This is a genomic window from Streptococcus sp. A25 (genome assembly GCF_043674095.1).
Classification (GTDB): Bacteria; Bacillota; Bacilli; order Lactobacillales; family Streptococcaceae; genus Streptococcus; species Streptococcus suis_V.
The window spans coordinates 16,823-34,098 of sequence record NZ_JBIMJO010000017.1 but is presented as its reverse complement, the minus strand read 5'-3'; the positions used below and the strand labels follow the sequence as shown (position 1 = coordinate 34,098).

Genomic DNA, 17,276 nt, shown 5'->3' with positions numbered 1-17,276 from the left:
CTTACTTTCCAAATCTTTTCCTTAAAAATTCACTCAAAATATCCACATCCAAGCCCAAATCTCGTATAATGATCGCCTTGTGGAAATCATCATAGTTATCCTTACCAGACCAGACAAAGGAGTTGGTCACAATCTGGTAGCTGGTATCCGGCTCAATCGCTCTGCCATTGACCAAAAAATCATCGCCTTGGCGAGAAATGCCATGAAGCTGTGGATAGAGACCGGTCGAGAGGCTGGACATCAAATCTTGACCCTTGATACTGACCAGGAGCACGCGCTTGGAGAAGGGCAAAACCTTGACCACATCGCTATAGTAAATCGGGCCTGCGTTGAGCGACATCCGAATACCAAAACCATTGATGACCGCTCCGTCCGGCTGATAACCGAGAGCAACCGCCTGCTCAAAAAGGGCCTGCGTAATCAGAGGTGCCAGCGTAGACTGTCCCTGACGGATGTTCTCCCGCTCACCATCCAAGGTTTGAGGCAGGTTCGCAATAGAATGGGCAAAGCGAGCATTGCGCTCCGCCTGCATCCGCTCGATAAATTCCCGAATGGTCGGTTCTTCTGTTGTCAGCTGCTCAATCTCCACCAAGTCATAGGACAGCACCTCATGACTGCCGTCCTCGTAGCAACGGAGCAGAAGATTGCCCAGAAAACGCCCATACTGGCCCGCTTGGAAAATACTGACGCTACCGACCTGACTGGGTTCTTTCAAAATCGTATGGGTGTGACCACCGAAAATGACATTGATTTCCGGAAACTCCGCCGCCAGCTGAACATCTTGATCATAGCCCAAATGACTGAGCAAGACAATGTGCGCCTGCTTATCCATCTCGGACAAGGTCCGCTTGAGCGCCTGTCTGTGGTCCTCAAAGACCACATTGTCCGTCGGAGAAGCCACTTCCTCGGTCTCCAAGGTCGTTAAGCCCAAGACATAGAGCGGTCGACCCGCCATATCAAAGACCAACTTGTCTTTCAAGGGCACCAATTCGTCTGCATCGGCTGGATTGCGGTAGGAAATATTGGTGGAGACAATCGGAAAAGCCGCAAAGTCGTCCAAGCGACTGAGCAGTTCATCTCCGTGGTCAAATTCGTGATTGCCCAAGGTCATGGCCTGACAACCAATGGCATTCATGAGCTGGATTTCCTTTACCCCACGGTACATATTGAAGAAAATATTCCCCGAAAAAAGGTCGCCACTGTCAAAGACAAAAGTCGGAATGTTTTTCGCCCGGTTTGTCTCCTTAATCTCAGCAATCAGCGCTGCCTTCTTGGGAAAATTCTCTATATAAGAGTGCATATCATTGCTATGGAGAATGCTGATATCTGTAAAGTCCATACTATTTCTTCTTATTCTTAGCTTGCTTGAGCAATTCCTGCACACGCGCCTTCTTATCCTGCTTCACATTGGAATTCTTCTCGTGATAGCGTGCCACCAAGGCCTTGCCCTTATCATCTAGTTGGTATTTACCCATTGTTTTTTCTCCTTTTTGACCATAGCAGAGCTATTAGATTTTCCCTCTATTATAACAAACTTCCGTAGTTCCTCAAAACCACGGAAGCCCTCATGTCCATTCTTTATAAACTAGACCCATTCATGTGTTTGACACGGGAAATGATTTCCTTGTGTCGACCATTGACCATGGGACGGGCTTGAGGGTTGCCCAGATAACCACAGGTCCGTTTGACAACATCTACTAGTTTTGGATCGCTATTGCCACAGTTTGGACACTTGAACCCACGCTCAGTCGGCTCGAAGTCGCCTTCAAAACCGCAGGCATAACAATGGTCAATCGGGGTATTGGTCCCCAAATAACCGACACGGTCATAGGCATAGTCCCACACCGCCTCGAGAGCCTTGGGATTTTGCTGTAGAACAGGGTATTCGCAATAATGGATGAAGCCACCGCTAGCACCCGCCTCCGGATAAACCTTTTCAAAATCCAGCTTTTCAAACGGCGTCGGATTTTTCCGCACGTCATAATGGAAGGAATTTGTATAGTATTCCTTATCCGTAATGTCCTTGACCAATCCGAATTTCTCCGTATCCAAACGGCAGAAACGGTCTGTCAAACTTTCTGATGGGGTTGAGTAAACAGAAAAATGGTAGCCGTATTCGTCAGACCAGTCGCCAGCCAACTCCTTCATCCGCTTGATAATAGAAACCGTGAAGTCCTTGGCTTCAGGATTTCCTTCCCAGGCACCGCCGTAAAACACAGTCGCCACTTCGTAGAGACCGATATAGCCTAGAGAAACAGTCGCGCGACGGTTCTTAAAGACCTGATCAACAGCGTCCGTCTTGGCCAAACGTTTCCCAAAAGCTCCGTACTGATAGAGAATAGGCGCATTTGCCGGCGTCGCTTCCTTGACCCGCTCGACACGATAGACCAAGGCATCCTTGGCAATGGCCATGCGTTCTGCAAAAATTTCCCAGAATTTTTCTTGACTACCCCCACTTTCAAGGGCAATCCGTGGTAGATTGACGGTCACCACACCCAAATTCATCCGACCGGAATTGATTTCAAGGCCATTTTCATCCTTCCAACCTTGCAAGAAAGAACGGCAACCCATAGGAACCTTGAAGGAACCCGTTAACTCAATAATCTTGTCATAAGACAGCATATCTGGATACATGCGCTTGGTTGCACACTCAATCGCCAGTTGCTTAATATCATAATTGGGCGAATCGGGCTCCAAATTTAGCCCGCGTTTGACAGTGAAAATCAATTTTGGAAAGATGGCTGTCCGTCCTTCGCGCCCCAAACCCTTGATACGGATGTTGAGAATCGCCTTCTGGATTTCCCGCTCAAACCAAGAAGTTCCTAAACCGAAACCAAGCGAAGTAAAGGGCGTTTGACCATTGGACGTAAAGAGCGTGTTAATTTCATATTCCAAAGACTGCATAGCGTCATAAATATCCTTCTGGGTCTTGGCACGTGCATATTCTTCAGCCTTGTCTGGCAGCACCCATTCCTCCGCATCCTTCAAATGCTTTTGATAATTGAGCTCAGCATAAGGCGCCAACACTTCGTCAATACGGTCCGCCGAGCAGCCACCGTACTGGCTGGAAGCCACATTGGCAATAATTTGCGAAATCTGCGCCGTCGCTGTCTGGATGGACTTAGGACTTTCCACATCGGCATTTCCAATCTTAAACCCTTGCGCTAACATGCCCTTGAAATCAATCAGGCAGCAGTTGGTCATGGGCGTGTAAGGACTATAATCCAAATCGTGGTAATGAATGTCCCCCTTCTGGTGAGCGTTGGCAACGTGGGCTGGCAGGAGCTTGAGCCCGATAGATTTGCCAACAATCCCAGCCGTCAAATCACGTTGCGTATTAAAGACATCCGCATCCTTATTGGCGTTTTCATTGACGACAGACTGATCTTTGCTGAGCAATTTGTGGATTTCAAAGTTGATGTCCGTCGCTTGATGCCGGCGAAAATCGCGTTGCGTCCGGTACTGAATATAACGCTCTGCCAAGTCATAGAGGTGGGACTTGAGCAATTCCTGTTCGACAACCGTCTGGATTTCATAAATTTGCACATCCTTGGTAAAACGACGGGCAATTTCCTGCAGGACCCCTGCCAAAACGACTGACAGACCCGCATCTGACACAGGATGGTCCAATTCTTGATTAGCCCGCTGCAAGGCAGAATAAATCTTTTCTTGTTCAAAAGCGACCGTTCGACCGTCACGCTTTAAGACCGCTAATTCTAATTCGGGTAAGATTGTTTCTTGCACTTTCATCTGGCTATCCTCCATTTTTCTCACTGCTTATAGTCTAGCACTTTGAATGACGAAAATCAATATCTAGTATGTATTTTCAAAAATTTTCATTTTTTACACAAGATATAGATAAAAGCAACTACTTTCATAGTCGCTTTCATTCTTTTTCTTGATATAGTTTGAAGTGATTGAAGCTGAGTTGGACAGGGACATAATTGTCTTCTAGGGTCGCTGAGACCTGTTCCAAGAGCGGAATCTCCGTGTTGACCAAGATATACTTGGCTCTCCCTTGATTCAAATCATAGATTAAATTGTTTCGGTTGTCTTCCGTGTTAAGATAGGGTTGAGCTGTAATCAGATTAGCAGACGAGAACCGCTGACTTTCTAGATAGGCTTGTGCACTATTATCCCAGGCATAAATCGGATCATCACTGGTCGTGTTATCCCGGATATAGCGGGCTATTTCCTGCCTCTCCACACGGACCGGTTCTTCAAACAGATAGGCGTAGGTTGGTTGGAAAAACAGGGCTAGAAGCATCAAAATAGGCAGATAATAACTAGCTTTTAGATAGCTATAATCCTCATTCTCCTCCTCATCCAGCATCTCAAACTCTTCATCAGTTTCTGGACCATGCAAAGATGCTGCAGCTAGCACAAAACCATACGGAATCAAGGCCGTCAATTGGCTCCATTCAAAATTTGGATTCCCAATCAGGAAAACCATTTGAACAAGAAAAGCCAGTAACATTATCAGCTTAATTTCTGTCTGTTGCCCCTTGCTAATAGATAATAGGGTTATCAAAATATGATTTAAAAATCCTGAAATCAGCAGGAACCCAAAAACCACAGCCAGGGTCATCAAAATGCCTTCATAGGTAAATTGTAGGCTAATATTGTAGAGAAAAGTCTGTTGAATTGCCATTCCCAGAATCTGCTCGATGAAGGTGTAATAGCCTACAGTGTAGACAACGAGAAGAAAACCAAATACAGTTGCTAAAAACTGATAAACACCTCTCGCCAACCTCTTGTTTCGACTATTGTACACAAATAAAACCAGGGGCGATACCAGCCATAAAATCAGACTTTTAGGGTAAATCATAAATACAATCGCCGCATCAATCCCGTAGAGAATGAAACCTTCGTCACTGACTGCATCATTTATATAGCGAATCAAAAACCAGATACTGGTCAGCACAAAAGGTAGAGCAAAGATGCTGGCATAGAGTCCACCCAAGTCCACCACCAGCAAGAAACAATAGAACCAAAAATTGATATGGTTGGCAACCCGATGTGAACGACTAAAATATGCACTAATCTTATTGAGATAAATCCCTGCTATCAAGAGAGCGATGAACTGAAAAATCATCAAGCCAATGGTCGTATTGAACAGGGAACCAACAGCCAAGATTAGGTAATAGAGGACACCATTGGTTCCAAAAAAATACTCATAAGGCTTATGACCAGCCTGCATTGCCATGCCTGCATAGAGTGCCTGTGACTGCAAATTGGTCGCAAAGGAACTCAAAAGAGGATTGGCAACATTCAATACACTCAGAAATAAACTCCACAGTAGGGTCGGCCAAATAGGCACATCCGGCACATTCCGTATAAATTCATGGTAGGCTTGCTTTCTCCGTTGAGAACGATGCCTGCGGCCACCCCACAAACTTTTATCTCTCAAATCTACACTTGACTCTACTTCTGTCATAACTCACTCCTTGGATTTACTTTACTTATTATATCAAAAAGCCCGAGGCATGTCATTGACTTTCGGAAGTTGTTTGATCATTTCCTACCCTGTACCTTTCTCCGTCCAGCTCTTGTACTTGAACCATAGCCTCCAAGGGATAGCGGATGGTCCTATAGCTAATCTTGCTCCCATTCTGATTGGAAAACAGACTGGCATAGCGTTCAATCTGACGAAATGTATGACGTTGGGCACGCTTGTACTCTATCAAAAATTCCTCATTATTTTTCTGTCTCATACCTATTTATTCGCAAAAAGCGGTCCAAAACCGCTTAGTTCAGATATTTTTTTCGGACTTCCGAGATGAAATAGAGGGAACCTGTGACAATCAGGATGCCCTGGTCTTGTTCCTGAAATTCCTGTATAAAGCCTTCATAATCAGCTACGTAGGTCAGCCCCTGACGCTGCTCCTCTTTCAAGGCTCCGTCGTAGGCAAAGCTGGTCAAGACAAGCTGGATACCTGGCAATATTTCCTCTAATAAATCCAGCATTTCCTGAAAATCCTTGCGCTGCAGGGCTGAAAATAAGAGGGTCACAGGCTGGTCCTGCATCTCAATGAACTCAATCAAACGTTCCATGGCAGGAACGTTATGGGCACCGTCTAGGTATATCTTGGGGTTTTCGGCTATCAATTCCAAACGTCCTGCCCAGCTGGTTTGGGCTAGAGCCTGTCTGACCAAATCCGCAGAAACAGTTTGCCCAATTTGCTCCATGTAAAGCAAGAAACTCTGCAGGGCCAGGGCCGCATTTTCTTGCTGGTGCTGACCTGGGAGACCCAAGACTAATTCTGACAGCTGAAAACTTGGACTATTGAAAGTAGCTACTTTAGAGGTAAATTCTTGACCCAGCTGGTAGATTGGAGCTTTTTTTTCAGCAGCAATTTGGCGAATCTGCTGGCTGATGTCGGCAGAAAATGGTCCTAGAACAACAGGCATCTCTGACTTGATAATTCCTGCTTTCTGCTCTGCTATTTCTCCCAAAGTCGCGCCTAATAAATCCTGGTGATCCAGACCTATGGAAGTGATGATGCTGAGGGCCGGGGAGACTACATTGGTCGTGTCCAAAAGGCCGCCGATGCCAACTTCGATAAGTGCCAGGTCAGGCTGCTGCTCGCGAAAATAGAGGAACATGATTAGAACCATGACCTCGAAATAGCGGAAGGGTTCATAGACCGTAGCAACCTCCTGCTCCAACTCATAGACCTGCTGGAGAAGGCGCTGAAAATCCTGGTCTGAAATCGGTGTCTGATCAATGCAAATCCTGTCGTGTACCGTGACCATGTGAGGGGAGACAAAACTGCCGACCCGCAGTCCGTGAGCCTGAAAGAGCTGGCGCATAAAGGCAATCGTTGAACCCTTGCCATTGGTCCCCGCCACATGAATGACCGGCAAATCCAAGTGAGGCTTGCCCAACAAATCCAGGGCATAGGTGATTTTCTCTAGCTTGTAATGAAATAGCTGACCCTGCTTGCTATTGAGCCAGGTGTCTAATTTGTGAAAAGTTTGCATGTATTAAGTATAGCAAAAAACCAACAATTGCGTTGGTTTTTGACGGATATGATATTAGCCTTTCCACCACCAATCCCAGCCAGCTCCGAACGTTGTAAATGCCTTAATAAAATTCATAATCTTTAGTCTCCTTTATTTTGATGAGACTATTATAGAATTTTATTGGGTCAGTAAACAGGACAAAAATGTCACTTGTTTTTTATAGTTCTCTCATCCCAACCTGCTCCTCTTCTGCAAGTTGTCATAATGCTCTTCATAAGCATCTTACACTTTTCCAGTGGAATCCCCTTTCCATGATTCTTCTAGTTTAGCCACCAAATGATCATCACCTATTAATTTCGCAAACATAACGGCCTCTTCGTACAGTTTTTGTGCCTCTTCACGGTCACTGTTGGTATATAGTACGTACTTCCACTTTAATAGATTCAGAATCGGTTTCTTTTGGAAATCGTGCGTCTGGACCATTATCTGGTCTAGAGTATCAAAAATAGGCGGAATATAGTCATAACACTCCTTAGTCCCAAGGATACCAATAGAAGCTAGCATCACATCACGCAAAATAAATAGCTCATTTGAATCTATAGCTTCTACCTGTACCGGAAAATGCTGGGTAATATCTAAAAAATGTTGAAATTTTGGCGAGGTCATGTCCTCATCCTGTAAATGCTCCAAATATAGCCGCACAATCAATAAATCATTAACAGTAAATTTATCTTTACGATGGACCTGCTCGAAATAATCATCTAAGATAGCTTTCCCAAAATGGACAGACTTTGTTTCATATATGTCAACAAAAGACTGAAAAGCATCAATTGCTATCTGCTCTTCCTCTGGCAGGTCGTCGTAATAGTCGTCATAAATTTCTTCCATCAGACGATTGCGTTTTTCTATCAAGTCCGTATTTTCATAGGTCGGTGTGCGGAGAACCTCAAACTTTAATTTCGAGTATCTATCTGGGAGCTTAACATAGTCTGGCATCAATTCATACAAGGTCATTCCCAAACGTGTAGCAATGTACTGGATTTTAGACAACGTGGGTTTTGAGCTGCCAGTCTCAATCCGAATCAATTGCCGGACTGAAAGTTCAACCTCATCACCACAAAACTGTTCGCGCGTCAAATTAATCTGCTCTCTCAGCTGGCGAATACGTTGCCCAAATTCCTTATCGTTCATATAATTCCCCTTTATTTATACTAAAATATGGTTAATTATACCAAATTTTTCAAGAAAAAAACAAACTTTCTTTTGTAAACTACGGTAGAAAGTTTATTTTTTATGTGAAATTTCTAAATTCATACTGACGGAACAATCTGCAATAAACTCTCGATTTTTATATTCCCTTCCACCCCGTCAATCTGGAGGTTGATACTCCGAATCCCTGCGTTGACCGCCGTTTCCACATCAAGCAGACGATCCCCAATATAGTAGGTATTTTCCTTATCCAGTCCGTATTTTTTGATGAGAAATAGCAGAGCTTCTGGACTTGGTTTGCGGGCAAAACCAGAATCGCTGGTCAAGATTTCTGTGAAATGGTGACGAACCCCCAGATCCTCCAAAACCTGAAAAGCATTGTCACTCTTGTGGGTATAAACGAAATTTTGAATGCCCTCCTGCACAGTCCATTCCAGCACCTCACGCGCGCCCTCCATCAACTGGATAGCCGTGTTCTTCTCACGGAGAGAGTTGGCTCGGGCTTGATTGAGCTGCGCCAAGTCCTTGCCATATTTCTGAGCATCTCGCGCCAGCAAATCCTTGACTGAATAAGTGAGAATAAAGGCATGAATTTCCTCGCGGTCAACGGGAATATCAAATTGGGTATAGGTTTCTTCGATACCTGCTAGAATCGCCTGGTAAGAGTCTAGCAGGGTACCGTCTAAGTCCCAGATAAAAGTCGGTGTCATCTTATCTCCATTCATATGCTCGATAGGGCTTGTCTAATTGGTAACCCAGCTTTTCAGCCAGTTTCAAGGATGTCAAGGTGTGGGCATCCCAGCTTGGATAGAGTCCGCGTTCTAAACAAGCTAAAATTAACTGAGCCGCACAGGCTTTTGCCAAACCCAGACCTCGATAGTCTTCCCTAGTATCCACTTCTATCTCAATCCCAGCTGAATAGCTGGCATAGGATGAAGCCCCTGAGACCACCTGTCCCTTATGCAAGATGACATAGCCCAGACCCAAGTCCAAAAATTGTTTCACATCTATATAATTTCCAACCAAATCCCGTGACCATTCCTCTACCAGACAAGCCTCGTACAGATTACGGTCAATCAGTTTCACATCAAAGCTTTCAGGCAAGTCATTAACCAGTTTCTGTAAATGCCCAAGGTCAAATTCAGTGTCCTTTTTCGTAGCGTATCGAGTAAAAAACCGAACTCTGTCTCCGTAAGCTTCTTCTATCAAGTCTGACCAGGCTTGGTTTTGGGGGACTAGAATAATATCCTTTCCCTCGCACATTTTTAGCAAGTCTCGATGTGGCTGGCCAGCTAAAAAACCAAAGAAGCTCTGCCGTCCATAGAGAGCTAGAGCTGACTGGGGCAATTGACTGTCATCAACATAAATGTCTCCCATGGTACCTTCTAAACAGGTCCAGATAATCGTCTCAGGCCAATCTCCAAATAAACGAGCTATTTGTCTCATCTGCTCTGCCATTATTTTTCCGTATAGGGATAACCCAAGTGCTCGTAGGCCTTGGCTGTCGCAACCCGCCCTGTCCGTGTCCGCATGAGGAAGCCCTGCTGAATCAGGTAGGGTTCGTACATGTCCTCCACCGTTTCGCGCTCCTCGGCAATATTGACCGACAGGGTGTTAAGGCCGACGGGACCGCCACTATACATCTCGATCATAGTCCGAAGAATCTTCTGGTCCACATAGTCCAGCCCCTCTCGGTCCACATCCAGCATAGTCAGGGCCTTATCCGTAATGCTATCGTCAATCAGGCCGTCGCCCATAATCTGGGCAAAATCCCGCACCCGCTTGAGCAGACGGTTGGCGATACGTGGGGTTCCACGAGAACGACGAGCCAGCTCGATAGCGGCTTCATGGGTAATCTCCATATCAAAGATATCCGCCGTCCGCTCGACAATCTCCGTCAAATCAGCCAGTTGGTAATACTCCATATGACCGGTAATCCCAAAACGGGCCCGCAGAGGATTGGACAGCATACCCGCACGAGTGGTCGCTCCAATCAGGGTAAAAGGCGGCAACTCCAAATGCACGGAGCGACTAGCCTCCCCTGCCCCAATCATGATGTCGATGTAGAAGTCTTCCATGGCTGAGTAGAGAATCTCCTCGACCGCCATAGGCATACGGTGGATTTCATCGATAAAGAGGACGTCGCCTGGCTCTAGGTCGTTGAGAAGCGCCACCAAGTCACCCGCCTTTTCAATGACTGGGCCGCTGGTTTGCTTGATATTAACGCCCAGTTCATTGGCAATCACAAAAGCCATAGTGGTCTTACCCAAACCCGGAGGACCGAAAAGCAGGGTGTGGTCCAGAGCCTCATCGCGCAATTTGGCTGCCTCGATAAAAATTTTCAGCTGGTCCTTGACCTTGTCCTGACCGATGTATTCATTTAATTTCTGCGGACGCAGGGTACGTTCTACGAACTCCTCGTCCTGCATTTGTTCCATGTCTAAAATTCGATTTGTCATGAAACCATTATAGCACAAAATGAAAATACCAGACTAAGTCTGGCATTTTCCGGATATTATATGATACCTAGCTCTTGTCGCTGGCAACTTAGAGCTAGGGACACCTTTAGTTGAAAAGAAATGTTTCGCTATTTCTAGCTTGGATAAAGTATAACTCGTCAAACTTAAGAGAAACTAAAACAAAATTCATTTTATTTATTTTCCACTATTCGCAAAAATCGCTCTAGATAGTGCGAATCTAAATCGTTGTACTGACTGCCTTCTGTTGAACTTTCTTTGGGAATGCCCAAATTCATCAGTCGCCGATCAAACTCCTCTAACTCGATATAGGTATCGTCAGGGATCAAGTTCTGATTAACAGTTGGTTGCATAAACACAATCTTTTTTCCATCCAGTTGAATTTGATAGCTGAATTCCCCTTGCCTTTCAGACCTGTTCACTGTCACTAGCTTGGTCCCAAAGCCTGTCCAGACAGACTTGACATCGCTGTAAAGATATTCTTGGGACGGTGCCAACAGATTGATGTCGATAATCTGGTCTTTGGTCACTGCTGTTGCGGTAGAAATCAGCAGAGCGGTCAATAGGATGCAACCGCCTGCCAGACCCAAGCCATATTTCCAAGATACTTTCACCAGCCTCGCCAGTTTTCCCAAAAGAAAAACGAGAAAAACCATGATAAACAATGTAGCAACCTTGCCCAGACCAGTCGAATACTCATAGAAGAGCCAATCGCTTGGTAGGAAAAATCTTTCGGTCAACCAGCCGACAAGGAAAAAGTAGGCAATCCCACCTACAAGGGAGATGAGACCAACCGGAATCCACCAGGCCTGACTACGATTCTTCTGGCGGATCTTGTCCCGATGTTTCCACCAGGTTACAAGGTAGTCTCGCCAGAGAAGCGTTATCCAAGCGGTTGCTAGCAAGGAAACCACTGCTAGTAGGAAAAGATTTTCCTGACGACCTTGTTGGATTCGGGTAAACAGCCAGAGGATGGGGCCTGATGCCATCAAAGTCTGCAAGAGAGTCATCCAAATACTTGGCAACAAGGCATTTTCTAAATCTTGTTTGAAGTCTTGAAATTCCCCACTTTCCACAAAAGCAATGGATACCTGTGCTTCTTCCAACCAATCATCTTTCTTGCCCAAATCCCTGACCACCTGGTCCAACAAATCAACCTTGTCTGTCAATTCTTCTGCTCGCTGATTGATTCCCCGCTTTTTCTCACGCAAGGCTGACTGCAAGTCCTCCTCTGGCAAGGCTAGGAGGGCCGTAATCTCTGCTAGGGAAAACTCAAAATAGCGGAGCAACTTGATCAAGCGAAGCTGTCGCACATTTTCCTCCGAATAATCACGGTAATCGTTGAGCGGGTTTCTCGCCACTTCAATCAAGCCCTTTTCTTCATACAGCCGAATCGCCTTGGTTGACAAGCCTGTCAACTTCTCCACATCTTTGACCTGCATAAACAACCTCCATCTGTTTTGATAGTCCTAGCATACACCATTCCCCTAGGGATGAGTCAAGGATTTTTTGATTTTTTATACAAAAACAGTCAGCTAATTCTTGCCGACTGTTTTCTGGAGATTATATGATACCTAGCTCTTGTCGCTTGCGACTTAGAGCTAGGGACACCTTTAGGTGAAAAGAAATTTCGCTATTTCTAGCTTGAATAGAGTATAACTCGTCAAACTTAAGGAAAACTAAAAAATTCTCTGGAAAATCCAAAGAATTTTGATTTTTTTATAATCCAAGTCGCTCAAAGATGTCATCCACCCGCTTAGCATAGTAGTCCGGGTTGAAGAGCTCATCGATTTCTTCCTGGCTGAGTTTAGCTGTCACGCGCTCATCCGCTTCGAGAAGGGGCTTGAAGTCCACTTGATTATCCCATGACTGCGCAGTTTTTGGTTGCACCAAATCATAGGCTTCCTCACGGGTCATACCTTTTTCAATCAGGCTGAGCATGACACGCTGACTGTAAATCAAGCCAAAGGTCGACTCCATATTGCGTTTCATATTTTCAGGGAAGACCGTCAAGTTCTTGACAATATTACCAAAACGATTGAGCATATAGTTGATGAGAATGGTCGTATCCGGCGTGATAATCCGCTCCGCTGACGAGTGGGAAATATCGCGTTCGTGCCAGAGAGCCACATTCTCAAAAGCCGTCACCAAGTGACCACGCACCACGCGAGCCAGACCGGTCATATTTTCAGAGCCGATAGGATTGCGTTTATGGGGCATAGCAGAGCTGCCTTTTTGGCCTTTGGCGAAATACTCTTCGACTTCGCGTTGTTCAGATTTTTGTAACCCACGGATTTCTGTCGCCATACGCTCGATGGAGGTTGCAATCAAGGCTAGGGCTGAGAAATATTCTGCGTGCAGGTCACGAGGAAGGACCTGAGTCGAAATTTCCTGCGGACGAATGCCCAATTTGCCACAAACATACTCTTCCACAAATGGAGGAATGTTAGCAAAGTTTCCAACTGCACCTGAAATTTTACCAGCCTCAACGCCCTTAGCTGCCACATCAAAACGCTCCATATTGCGTTTCATTTCGCTATACCAAGTCGCCAGTTTCAGACCAAAGGTCGTTGGCTCCGCATGGACACCGTGGGTCCGCCCCATCATGATGGTGTACTTGTGCTCACGAGCCTTGTCAGCGATGATATTGGTAAAGTTTTCAAGGTCACGACGGATGATGTCGTTGGCCTGCTTGTAGAGGTAGCCGTAAGCCGTATCGACCACATCGGTCGAGGTCAGACCATAGTGGACCCACTTGCGCTCCTCGCCAAGACTTTCCGAAACCGCACGGGTGAAAGCCACCACATCGTGACGGGTTTCCTCTTCAATCTCTAAAATGCGGTCGATGTCAAAAGTCGCCTTCTCACGAATCAAGGCTACATCTTCCTTGGGAATCTCACCCAACTCAGCCCAGGCCTCATCAGCGAGGATTTCCACTTCCAACCAAGCCTTGTACTTGTTCTCTTCACTCCAAATAGCCGCCATCTCTGGACGGGAATAACGATTGATCATGATTTTTCCTTGCCTCTCCAAATATATTACTTTTCTGAAATATCTATGAATTCTCTATATGTCATTGTGTCTGGTCCAAATCTAACCTCAATCCTGTCACCTAGTTTTTCAACAATATAATTATCATTTGCTAAAGCAGTATCAAAGAAGTTATAAATGACATCGTCACCTAAATCTTTATCAATTGCTTTGACTGAATCTCTAAACAATTGTCGCATTCCGTCAATACCCTTATTATCATCACCATTGATTTGAATTGAAATTTTGTCTGTATCGTTAGAATTCCATAATTCAATAAAATAATCAAAACTACGGGCAGTAAATTTCGTGCGAATATGTCCTCTCTCAATTTCAATTAGGTCGCTGTCAGAAATTGCATTAAAGGAGATAATAAAATTATTAACTACTTTATCATCGACTATTTTTTCAATCTCTTGCTTATTTATTTTACTTTCAGTGGTTATATTCTCTGTTGTCTCAGTAGTTGTTGAAGTACTTGTTTCAGTTGTATACTCCGATTCCTGAGATTTTAATGAAGCTATTTCACTTGCAATGGTTGTTGTAGTTGTTCCAGCCTCACTAGTTACACCATATCCCTGGTTGTTACCGTCAGAAAAAATACCAAATAATATAAAACTACAAATAGTGAACAGAATAGAAGCTAATAATTTTTTCTTATTTGGTTGTTTTTTCCATGTCCACCACATAGCAACGAACCCTATTAATATCATGCCAGTTGCAATATTTTCGATCATTTCACGCATATATTCCTCCTACAAGACCAATCCAGCATTTTCCGTCAACACCGTCACATGTCCCATTTTGCGATTGTGCTTCGCTTCTAGTTTACCATAAAAGTGGGGATGGGCGGTAGGATTTTCTTGAAGAAAGGTTTGGACTGCTTCCATGTCTTGTCCCAAAACGTTAATCATAACTGCTGGAGAGAGCAGGCGGATAGGAGGTAGGTGCTGACCGAGAATACCTCGGATATGGGTGTCAAACTGCGAAAAATCGCAGGCCTCAATGGAATAATGTCCTGAATTATGAGGACGAGGGGCGATTTCGTTGACCAGAATGTCCTGCCTTGCCACAAACATCTCAACACAGAGGGTGCCTGCCAAATGAAGTTTGTCTGCGATTTGCAGGGCCATGGTTTTGGCTTTTTCAGCAAGTTCATCTGAAATACGGGCAGGCACAATGGTCTTGTAAAGAATATTATTGCGGTGGATATTTTCCTGCACAGGAAAGACGGTATAGTCGGAGCCATTGCCAGACACAAGGACGGAGATTTCCAGGTCAAAATTCACAAACTCTTCCAAAACACACTCGGCAGAGTTAGCCAACTGACTAGCCGCCTCCAAGTCCGCCTCTTCTCGAATGACCTTCTGACCATGTCCATCATAGCCCCCAGTGGCTGTCTTCAAAACGTAGTTTTTGCTGAGGTCCAAACCTTCTAGGTCTAGGCTAGAAGTGACGACTTTGTAGGGGGCGACTTGCACGCCAGCTTTTTTTGCCAAAAAATCCTTCTCAAAAATACGGTTCTGGGAAATGCGGAGGAGGTCTGTCCCTTGAGGGAGCTGACCGTCCTTGATGACCGCGTCCAGCCCGTCGGCATCAACATTTTCAAACTCGTAGGTCAGGACATGACACCGCTCCGCCAGCTGTTTGAGGGCCACCACATCGTGATAGGGAGCGACGATAACCTCGCTAACCTTGGAGGCTGGGCAGTCCGCCGCAGGATCCAGCGTGATGACCTTGTGGCCCATGTAAATAGCGGAAATAGCCATCATCTGCCCTAGCTGACCACCACCGATAATTCCGATTGTCTTAGATGAGGTCATCTGTCATCGCCTCCGCAATTTTTTCCTGTTCCTTGGCAAAATCTGCCAACTGAGCTGCAATGGTTTGGTCTTCAATGGAGAGAATGCGAAGAGCTGTCAGGGCTGCATTGGTCGCACCTGCCTCACCGATCGCCATAGTCGCAACGGGCACGCCACCCGGCATCTGCACGATAGAATAGAGCGAATCCACACCACTGAGGGCACGGGATTGGACAGGCACGCCGATGACAGGCAAGGTGGTCTTGGCTGCTACCATACCTGGCAAATGAGCCGCACCACCCGCTCCTGCGATGATGACCTTGATGCCACGGCCACGAGCTTCCTCGGCGTGACGGAACATGAGGTCTGGGGTGCGGTGGGCAGAGACTACTTTCTTTTCATAGGCTACGCCAAATTTATCCAGCACATCGGCTGCTTTTTTCATGGTTTTCCAGTCGGAACTAGAGCCCATGATGATGGAAATTGGAATGTTCATGCTTGTCTTTCCTTTTCTGTATCCCTTATTTTACTGCCTTACTTCCAATATCTGTCCGATAAAAGAGGCCTGTCGTATCTTGTTTCTTCAGCTCTGAGTAAATTTTTTCTTGGGCTTCTTGGACGGTATCTGCTGTGGTAACCAACATATAGACCCGACCGCCGTTTGAGAGCAGTGCTCTGCTATTGTCCGCAAAACGAGCCCCTGCATAGTAGGTCGTGATGTCGCCCTCGGTCTTCGCTGGCAACTCTACACCTTTTTCGTAGTCCAGAGGGTAGCCGTTTGAAGCCACAACCACGCCAAGCGTCACGTCACTATCCAGCCAAGTCAGCTGTGTCGGGCGCTTGTGGAGGATGTCATCGATATTCTGAGCAAAGTCAGAGGTCAGGCGAGGCAGGATAATCTGGGTTTCTGGGTCGCCAAATCGGGCGTTGAACTCGATGACCTTGGGACCTTGGTCGGTCAGAATCAAGCCAGCATAGAGCACGCCCAGATAAGACCGCCCTTCCGCAATCATACCCGCAAGAATAGGCTTGACAATGGTGTCAACTGCTGTGTCCACCACACTTTGAGATAGGTGAGGCACTGGAGCATAAGCCCCCATTCCGCCTGTGTTAGGACCTTGGTCGCCGTCAAAGGCACGCTTGTGGTCCTGGGCTGTCGGCAGGATATAGAACTGGTCGCCATTGACCAAGGCAAAGAGCGAGAACTCCTCACCCTCCAAGAACTCCTCGATGACCACGCGGGCACCCGAGTCACCGAACTTGTTGTCCAAGAGCATCTCCCGTGCCGCTTCGACCGCCTGCTCGACGGTTTCCGCCACGACCACACCCTTGCCCAGTGCCAATCCGTCCGCCTTGACCACGATTGGTGCACCCTGCTCTTCGATGTAGGCTTTGGCTTCTTCGAAGTTAGAAAAAGTGCCAAAGGCTGCTGTTGGAATGCCGTATTTAACCATGATTTGCTTAGCAAAGTCTTTTGACCACTCTAGCTCCGCGGCGAGACGACTCGGACCAAATGCCTTTAACCCAGCCTGTTCAAAATCATCAACGATACCTGCTGCCAGAGCATCATCTGGACCAACAAAAGTCCAAGCAATGTCATTTTCCTTAGCAAAGTTTATTAGAGCAGAATGTTCGGAAATACCGATATTGACCAATTTAATACCGTCTAATGTCATCCCGTCGTTTCCAGGAGCAACAAAGACCTGTTCTACCCGCTCAGACTCTAACAATTTCTTTGCAATCGCATGTTCACGACCACCAGACCCAACAACCAAAAGTTTCATTTTTTATA

At 45.9% G+C, this 17,276-nt stretch carries 16 protein-coding genes; all 16 read right to left on the bottom strand.

What is annotated here, in order from left to right:
- Position 1: 1 nt before the first annotated feature.
- Positions 2–1,339: a bifunctional metallophosphatase/5'-nucleotidase gene (locus ACHBID_RS08320; protein WP_394732107.1), complete on the bottom strand. Its 1,338-nt coding sequence runs from the start codon at positions 1,337–1,339 to the stop codon at positions 2–4.
- A 1-nt stretch (position 1,340) separates the two neighbouring features.
- Positions 1,341–1,475, bottom strand: a complete 135-nt coding sequence (locus ACHBID_RS08315) for a hypothetical protein (RefSeq protein ID WP_014638808.1) — start codon at positions 1,473–1,475, stop codon at positions 1,341–1,343.
- 103 nt (positions 1,476–1,578) lie between these two features.
- A complete protein-coding gene (nrdD, locus tag ACHBID_RS08310) occupies positions 1,579–3,750 on the bottom strand; it encodes an anaerobic ribonucleoside-triphosphate reductase (RefSeq protein ID WP_394732108.1) in 2,172 nt (723 codons plus the stop codon).
- Between the two features lie 136 nt (positions 3,751–3,886).
- Positions 3,887–5,437 carry a quinol oxidase gene (locus tag ACHBID_RS08305; protein ID WP_394732109.1) on the bottom strand — a complete coding sequence of 517 codons (1,551 nt, stop codon included), beginning with the start codon at positions 5,435–5,437 and terminating at the stop codon, positions 3,887–3,889.
- A gap of 52 nt (positions 5,438–5,489) precedes the next feature.
- A complete protein-coding gene (locus ACHBID_RS08300) occupies positions 5,490–5,687 on the bottom strand; it encodes a hypothetical protein (protein ID WP_142998731.1) in 198 nt (65 codons plus the stop codon).
- 61 nt (positions 5,688–5,748) lie between these two features.
- Positions 5,749–6,984 (bottom strand): bifunctional folylpolyglutamate synthase/dihydrofolate synthase, encoded by a 1,236-nt coding sequence (locus ACHBID_RS08295; RefSeq protein ID WP_394732110.1) that lies wholly within the window; start codon positions 6,982–6,984, stop codon positions 5,749–5,751.
- Positions 6,985–7,248: 264 nt separating this feature from the next.
- The gene (locus tag ACHBID_RS08290) at positions 7,249–8,157 is read right to left on the bottom strand and encodes a helix-turn-helix domain-containing protein (protein ID WP_172009721.1); all 909 of its coding nucleotides are present in this window, start codon (positions 8,155–8,157) and stop codon (positions 7,249–7,251) included.
- A 119-nt stretch (positions 8,158–8,276) separates the two neighbouring features.
- Positions 8,277–8,885 (bottom strand): HAD-IA family hydrolase, encoded by a 609-nt coding sequence (locus ACHBID_RS08285; RefSeq protein ID WP_394732111.1) that lies wholly within the window; start codon positions 8,883–8,885, stop codon positions 8,277–8,279.
- 1 nt (position 8,886) lies between these two features.
- The gene (locus tag ACHBID_RS08280; protein WP_394732112.1) at positions 8,887–9,633 is read right to left on the bottom strand and encodes a GNAT family N-acetyltransferase; all 747 of its coding nucleotides are present in this window, start codon (positions 9,631–9,633) and stop codon (positions 8,887–8,889) included.
- Positions 9,633–10,634: a Holliday junction branch migration DNA helicase RuvB gene (gene ruvB / locus ACHBID_RS08275; RefSeq protein WP_394732113.1), complete on the bottom strand. Its 1,002-nt coding sequence runs from the start codon at positions 10,632–10,634 to the stop codon at positions 9,633–9,635. Before ruvB ends, ACHBID_RS08280 begins: the two co-directional genes overlap by 1 nt.
- Before the next feature lie 191 nt (positions 10,635–10,825).
- Positions 10,826–12,094: a MerR family transcriptional regulator gene (locus ACHBID_RS08270; RefSeq protein WP_394732114.1), complete on the bottom strand. Its 1,269-nt coding sequence runs from the start codon at positions 12,092–12,094 to the stop codon at positions 10,826–10,828.
- Positions 12,095–12,371: 277 nt separating this feature from the next.
- Positions 12,372–13,664, bottom strand: coding sequence for an adenylosuccinate lyase (purB, locus tag ACHBID_RS08265; RefSeq protein ID WP_024377044.1), 1,293 nt, complete (start codon positions 13,662–13,664; stop codon positions 12,372–12,374).
- A gap of 26 nt (positions 13,665–13,690) precedes the next feature.
- The gene (locus ACHBID_RS08260; RefSeq protein ID WP_394732115.1) at positions 13,691–14,428 is read right to left on the bottom strand and encodes a hypothetical protein; all 738 of its coding nucleotides are present in this window, start codon (positions 14,426–14,428) and stop codon (positions 13,691–13,693) included.
- Between the two features lie 9 nt (positions 14,429–14,437).
- A complete protein-coding gene (gene purK / locus ACHBID_RS08255; RefSeq protein ID WP_394732116.1) occupies positions 14,438–15,505 on the bottom strand; it encodes a 5-(carboxyamino)imidazole ribonucleotide synthase in 1,068 nt (355 codons plus the stop codon).
- Positions 15,492–15,980 carry a 5-(carboxyamino)imidazole ribonucleotide mutase gene (gene purE, locus ACHBID_RS08250; protein ID WP_024383089.1) on the bottom strand — a complete coding sequence of 163 codons (489 nt, stop codon included), beginning with the start codon at positions 15,978–15,980 and terminating at the stop codon, positions 15,492–15,494. Before purE ends, purK begins: the two co-directional genes overlap by 14 nt.
- 25 nt (positions 15,981–16,005) lie before the next feature.
- A complete protein-coding gene (purD, locus tag ACHBID_RS08245; protein ID WP_105160525.1) occupies positions 16,006–17,268 on the bottom strand; it encodes a phosphoribosylamine--glycine ligase in 1,263 nt (420 codons plus the stop codon).
- Positions 17,269–17,276: the final 8 nt, after the last annotated feature.

Coding starts and splice junctions, on each gene's coding strand:
- ruvB (WP_394732113.1), bottom strand. CDS start 10,634: ATGACAAATCGAATTTTAGACATGGAACAAATGCAGGACGAGGAGTTC.
- ACHBID_RS08260 (WP_394732115.1), bottom strand. CDS start 14,428: ATGCGTGAAATGATCGAAAATATTGCAACTGGCATGATATTAATAGGG.
- ACHBID_RS08320 (WP_394732107.1), bottom strand. CDS start 1,339: ATGGACTTTACAGATATCAGCATTCTCCATAGCAATGATATGCACTCT.
- ACHBID_RS08285 (WP_394732111.1), bottom strand. CDS start 8,885: ATGACACCGACTTTTATCTGGGACTTAGACGGTACCCTGCTAGACTCT.
- purD (WP_105160525.1), bottom strand. CDS start 17,268: ATGAAACTTTTGGTTGTTGGGTCTGGTGGTCGTGAACATGCGATTGCA.
- purB (WP_024377044.1), bottom strand. CDS start 13,664: ATGATCAATCGTTATTCCCGTCCAGAGATGGCGGCTATTTGGAGTGAA.
- ACHBID_RS08315 (WP_014638808.1), bottom strand. CDS start 1,475: ATGGGTAAATACCAACTAGATGATAAGGGCAAGGCCTTGGTGGCACGC.
- ACHBID_RS08295 (WP_394732110.1), bottom strand. CDS start 6,984: ATGCAAACTTTTCACAAATTAGACACCTGGCTCAATAGCAAGCAGGGT.
- nrdD (WP_394732108.1), bottom strand. CDS start 3,750: ATGAAAGTGCAAGAAACAATCTTACCCGAATTAGAATTAGCGGTCTTA.
- purK (WP_394732116.1), bottom strand. CDS start 15,505: ATGACCTCATCTAAGACAATCGGAATTATCGGTGGTGGTCAGCTAGGG.
- purE (WP_024383089.1), bottom strand. CDS start 15,980: ATGAACATTCCAATTTCCATCATCATGGGCTCTAGTTCCGACTGGAAA.
- ACHBID_RS08270 (WP_394732114.1), bottom strand. CDS start 12,094: ATGCAGGTCAAAGATGTGGAGAAGTTGACAGGCTTGTCAACCAAGGCG.
- ACHBID_RS08305 (WP_394732109.1), bottom strand. CDS start 5,437: ATGACAGAAGTAGAGTCAAGTGTAGATTTGAGAGATAAAAGTTTGTGG.
- ACHBID_RS08280 (WP_394732112.1), bottom strand. CDS start 9,633: ATGGCAGAGCAGATGAGACAAATAGCTCGTTTATTTGGAGATTGGCCT.
- ACHBID_RS08290 (WP_172009721.1), bottom strand. CDS start 8,157: ATGAACGATAAGGAATTTGGGCAACGTATTCGCCAGCTGAGAGAGCAG.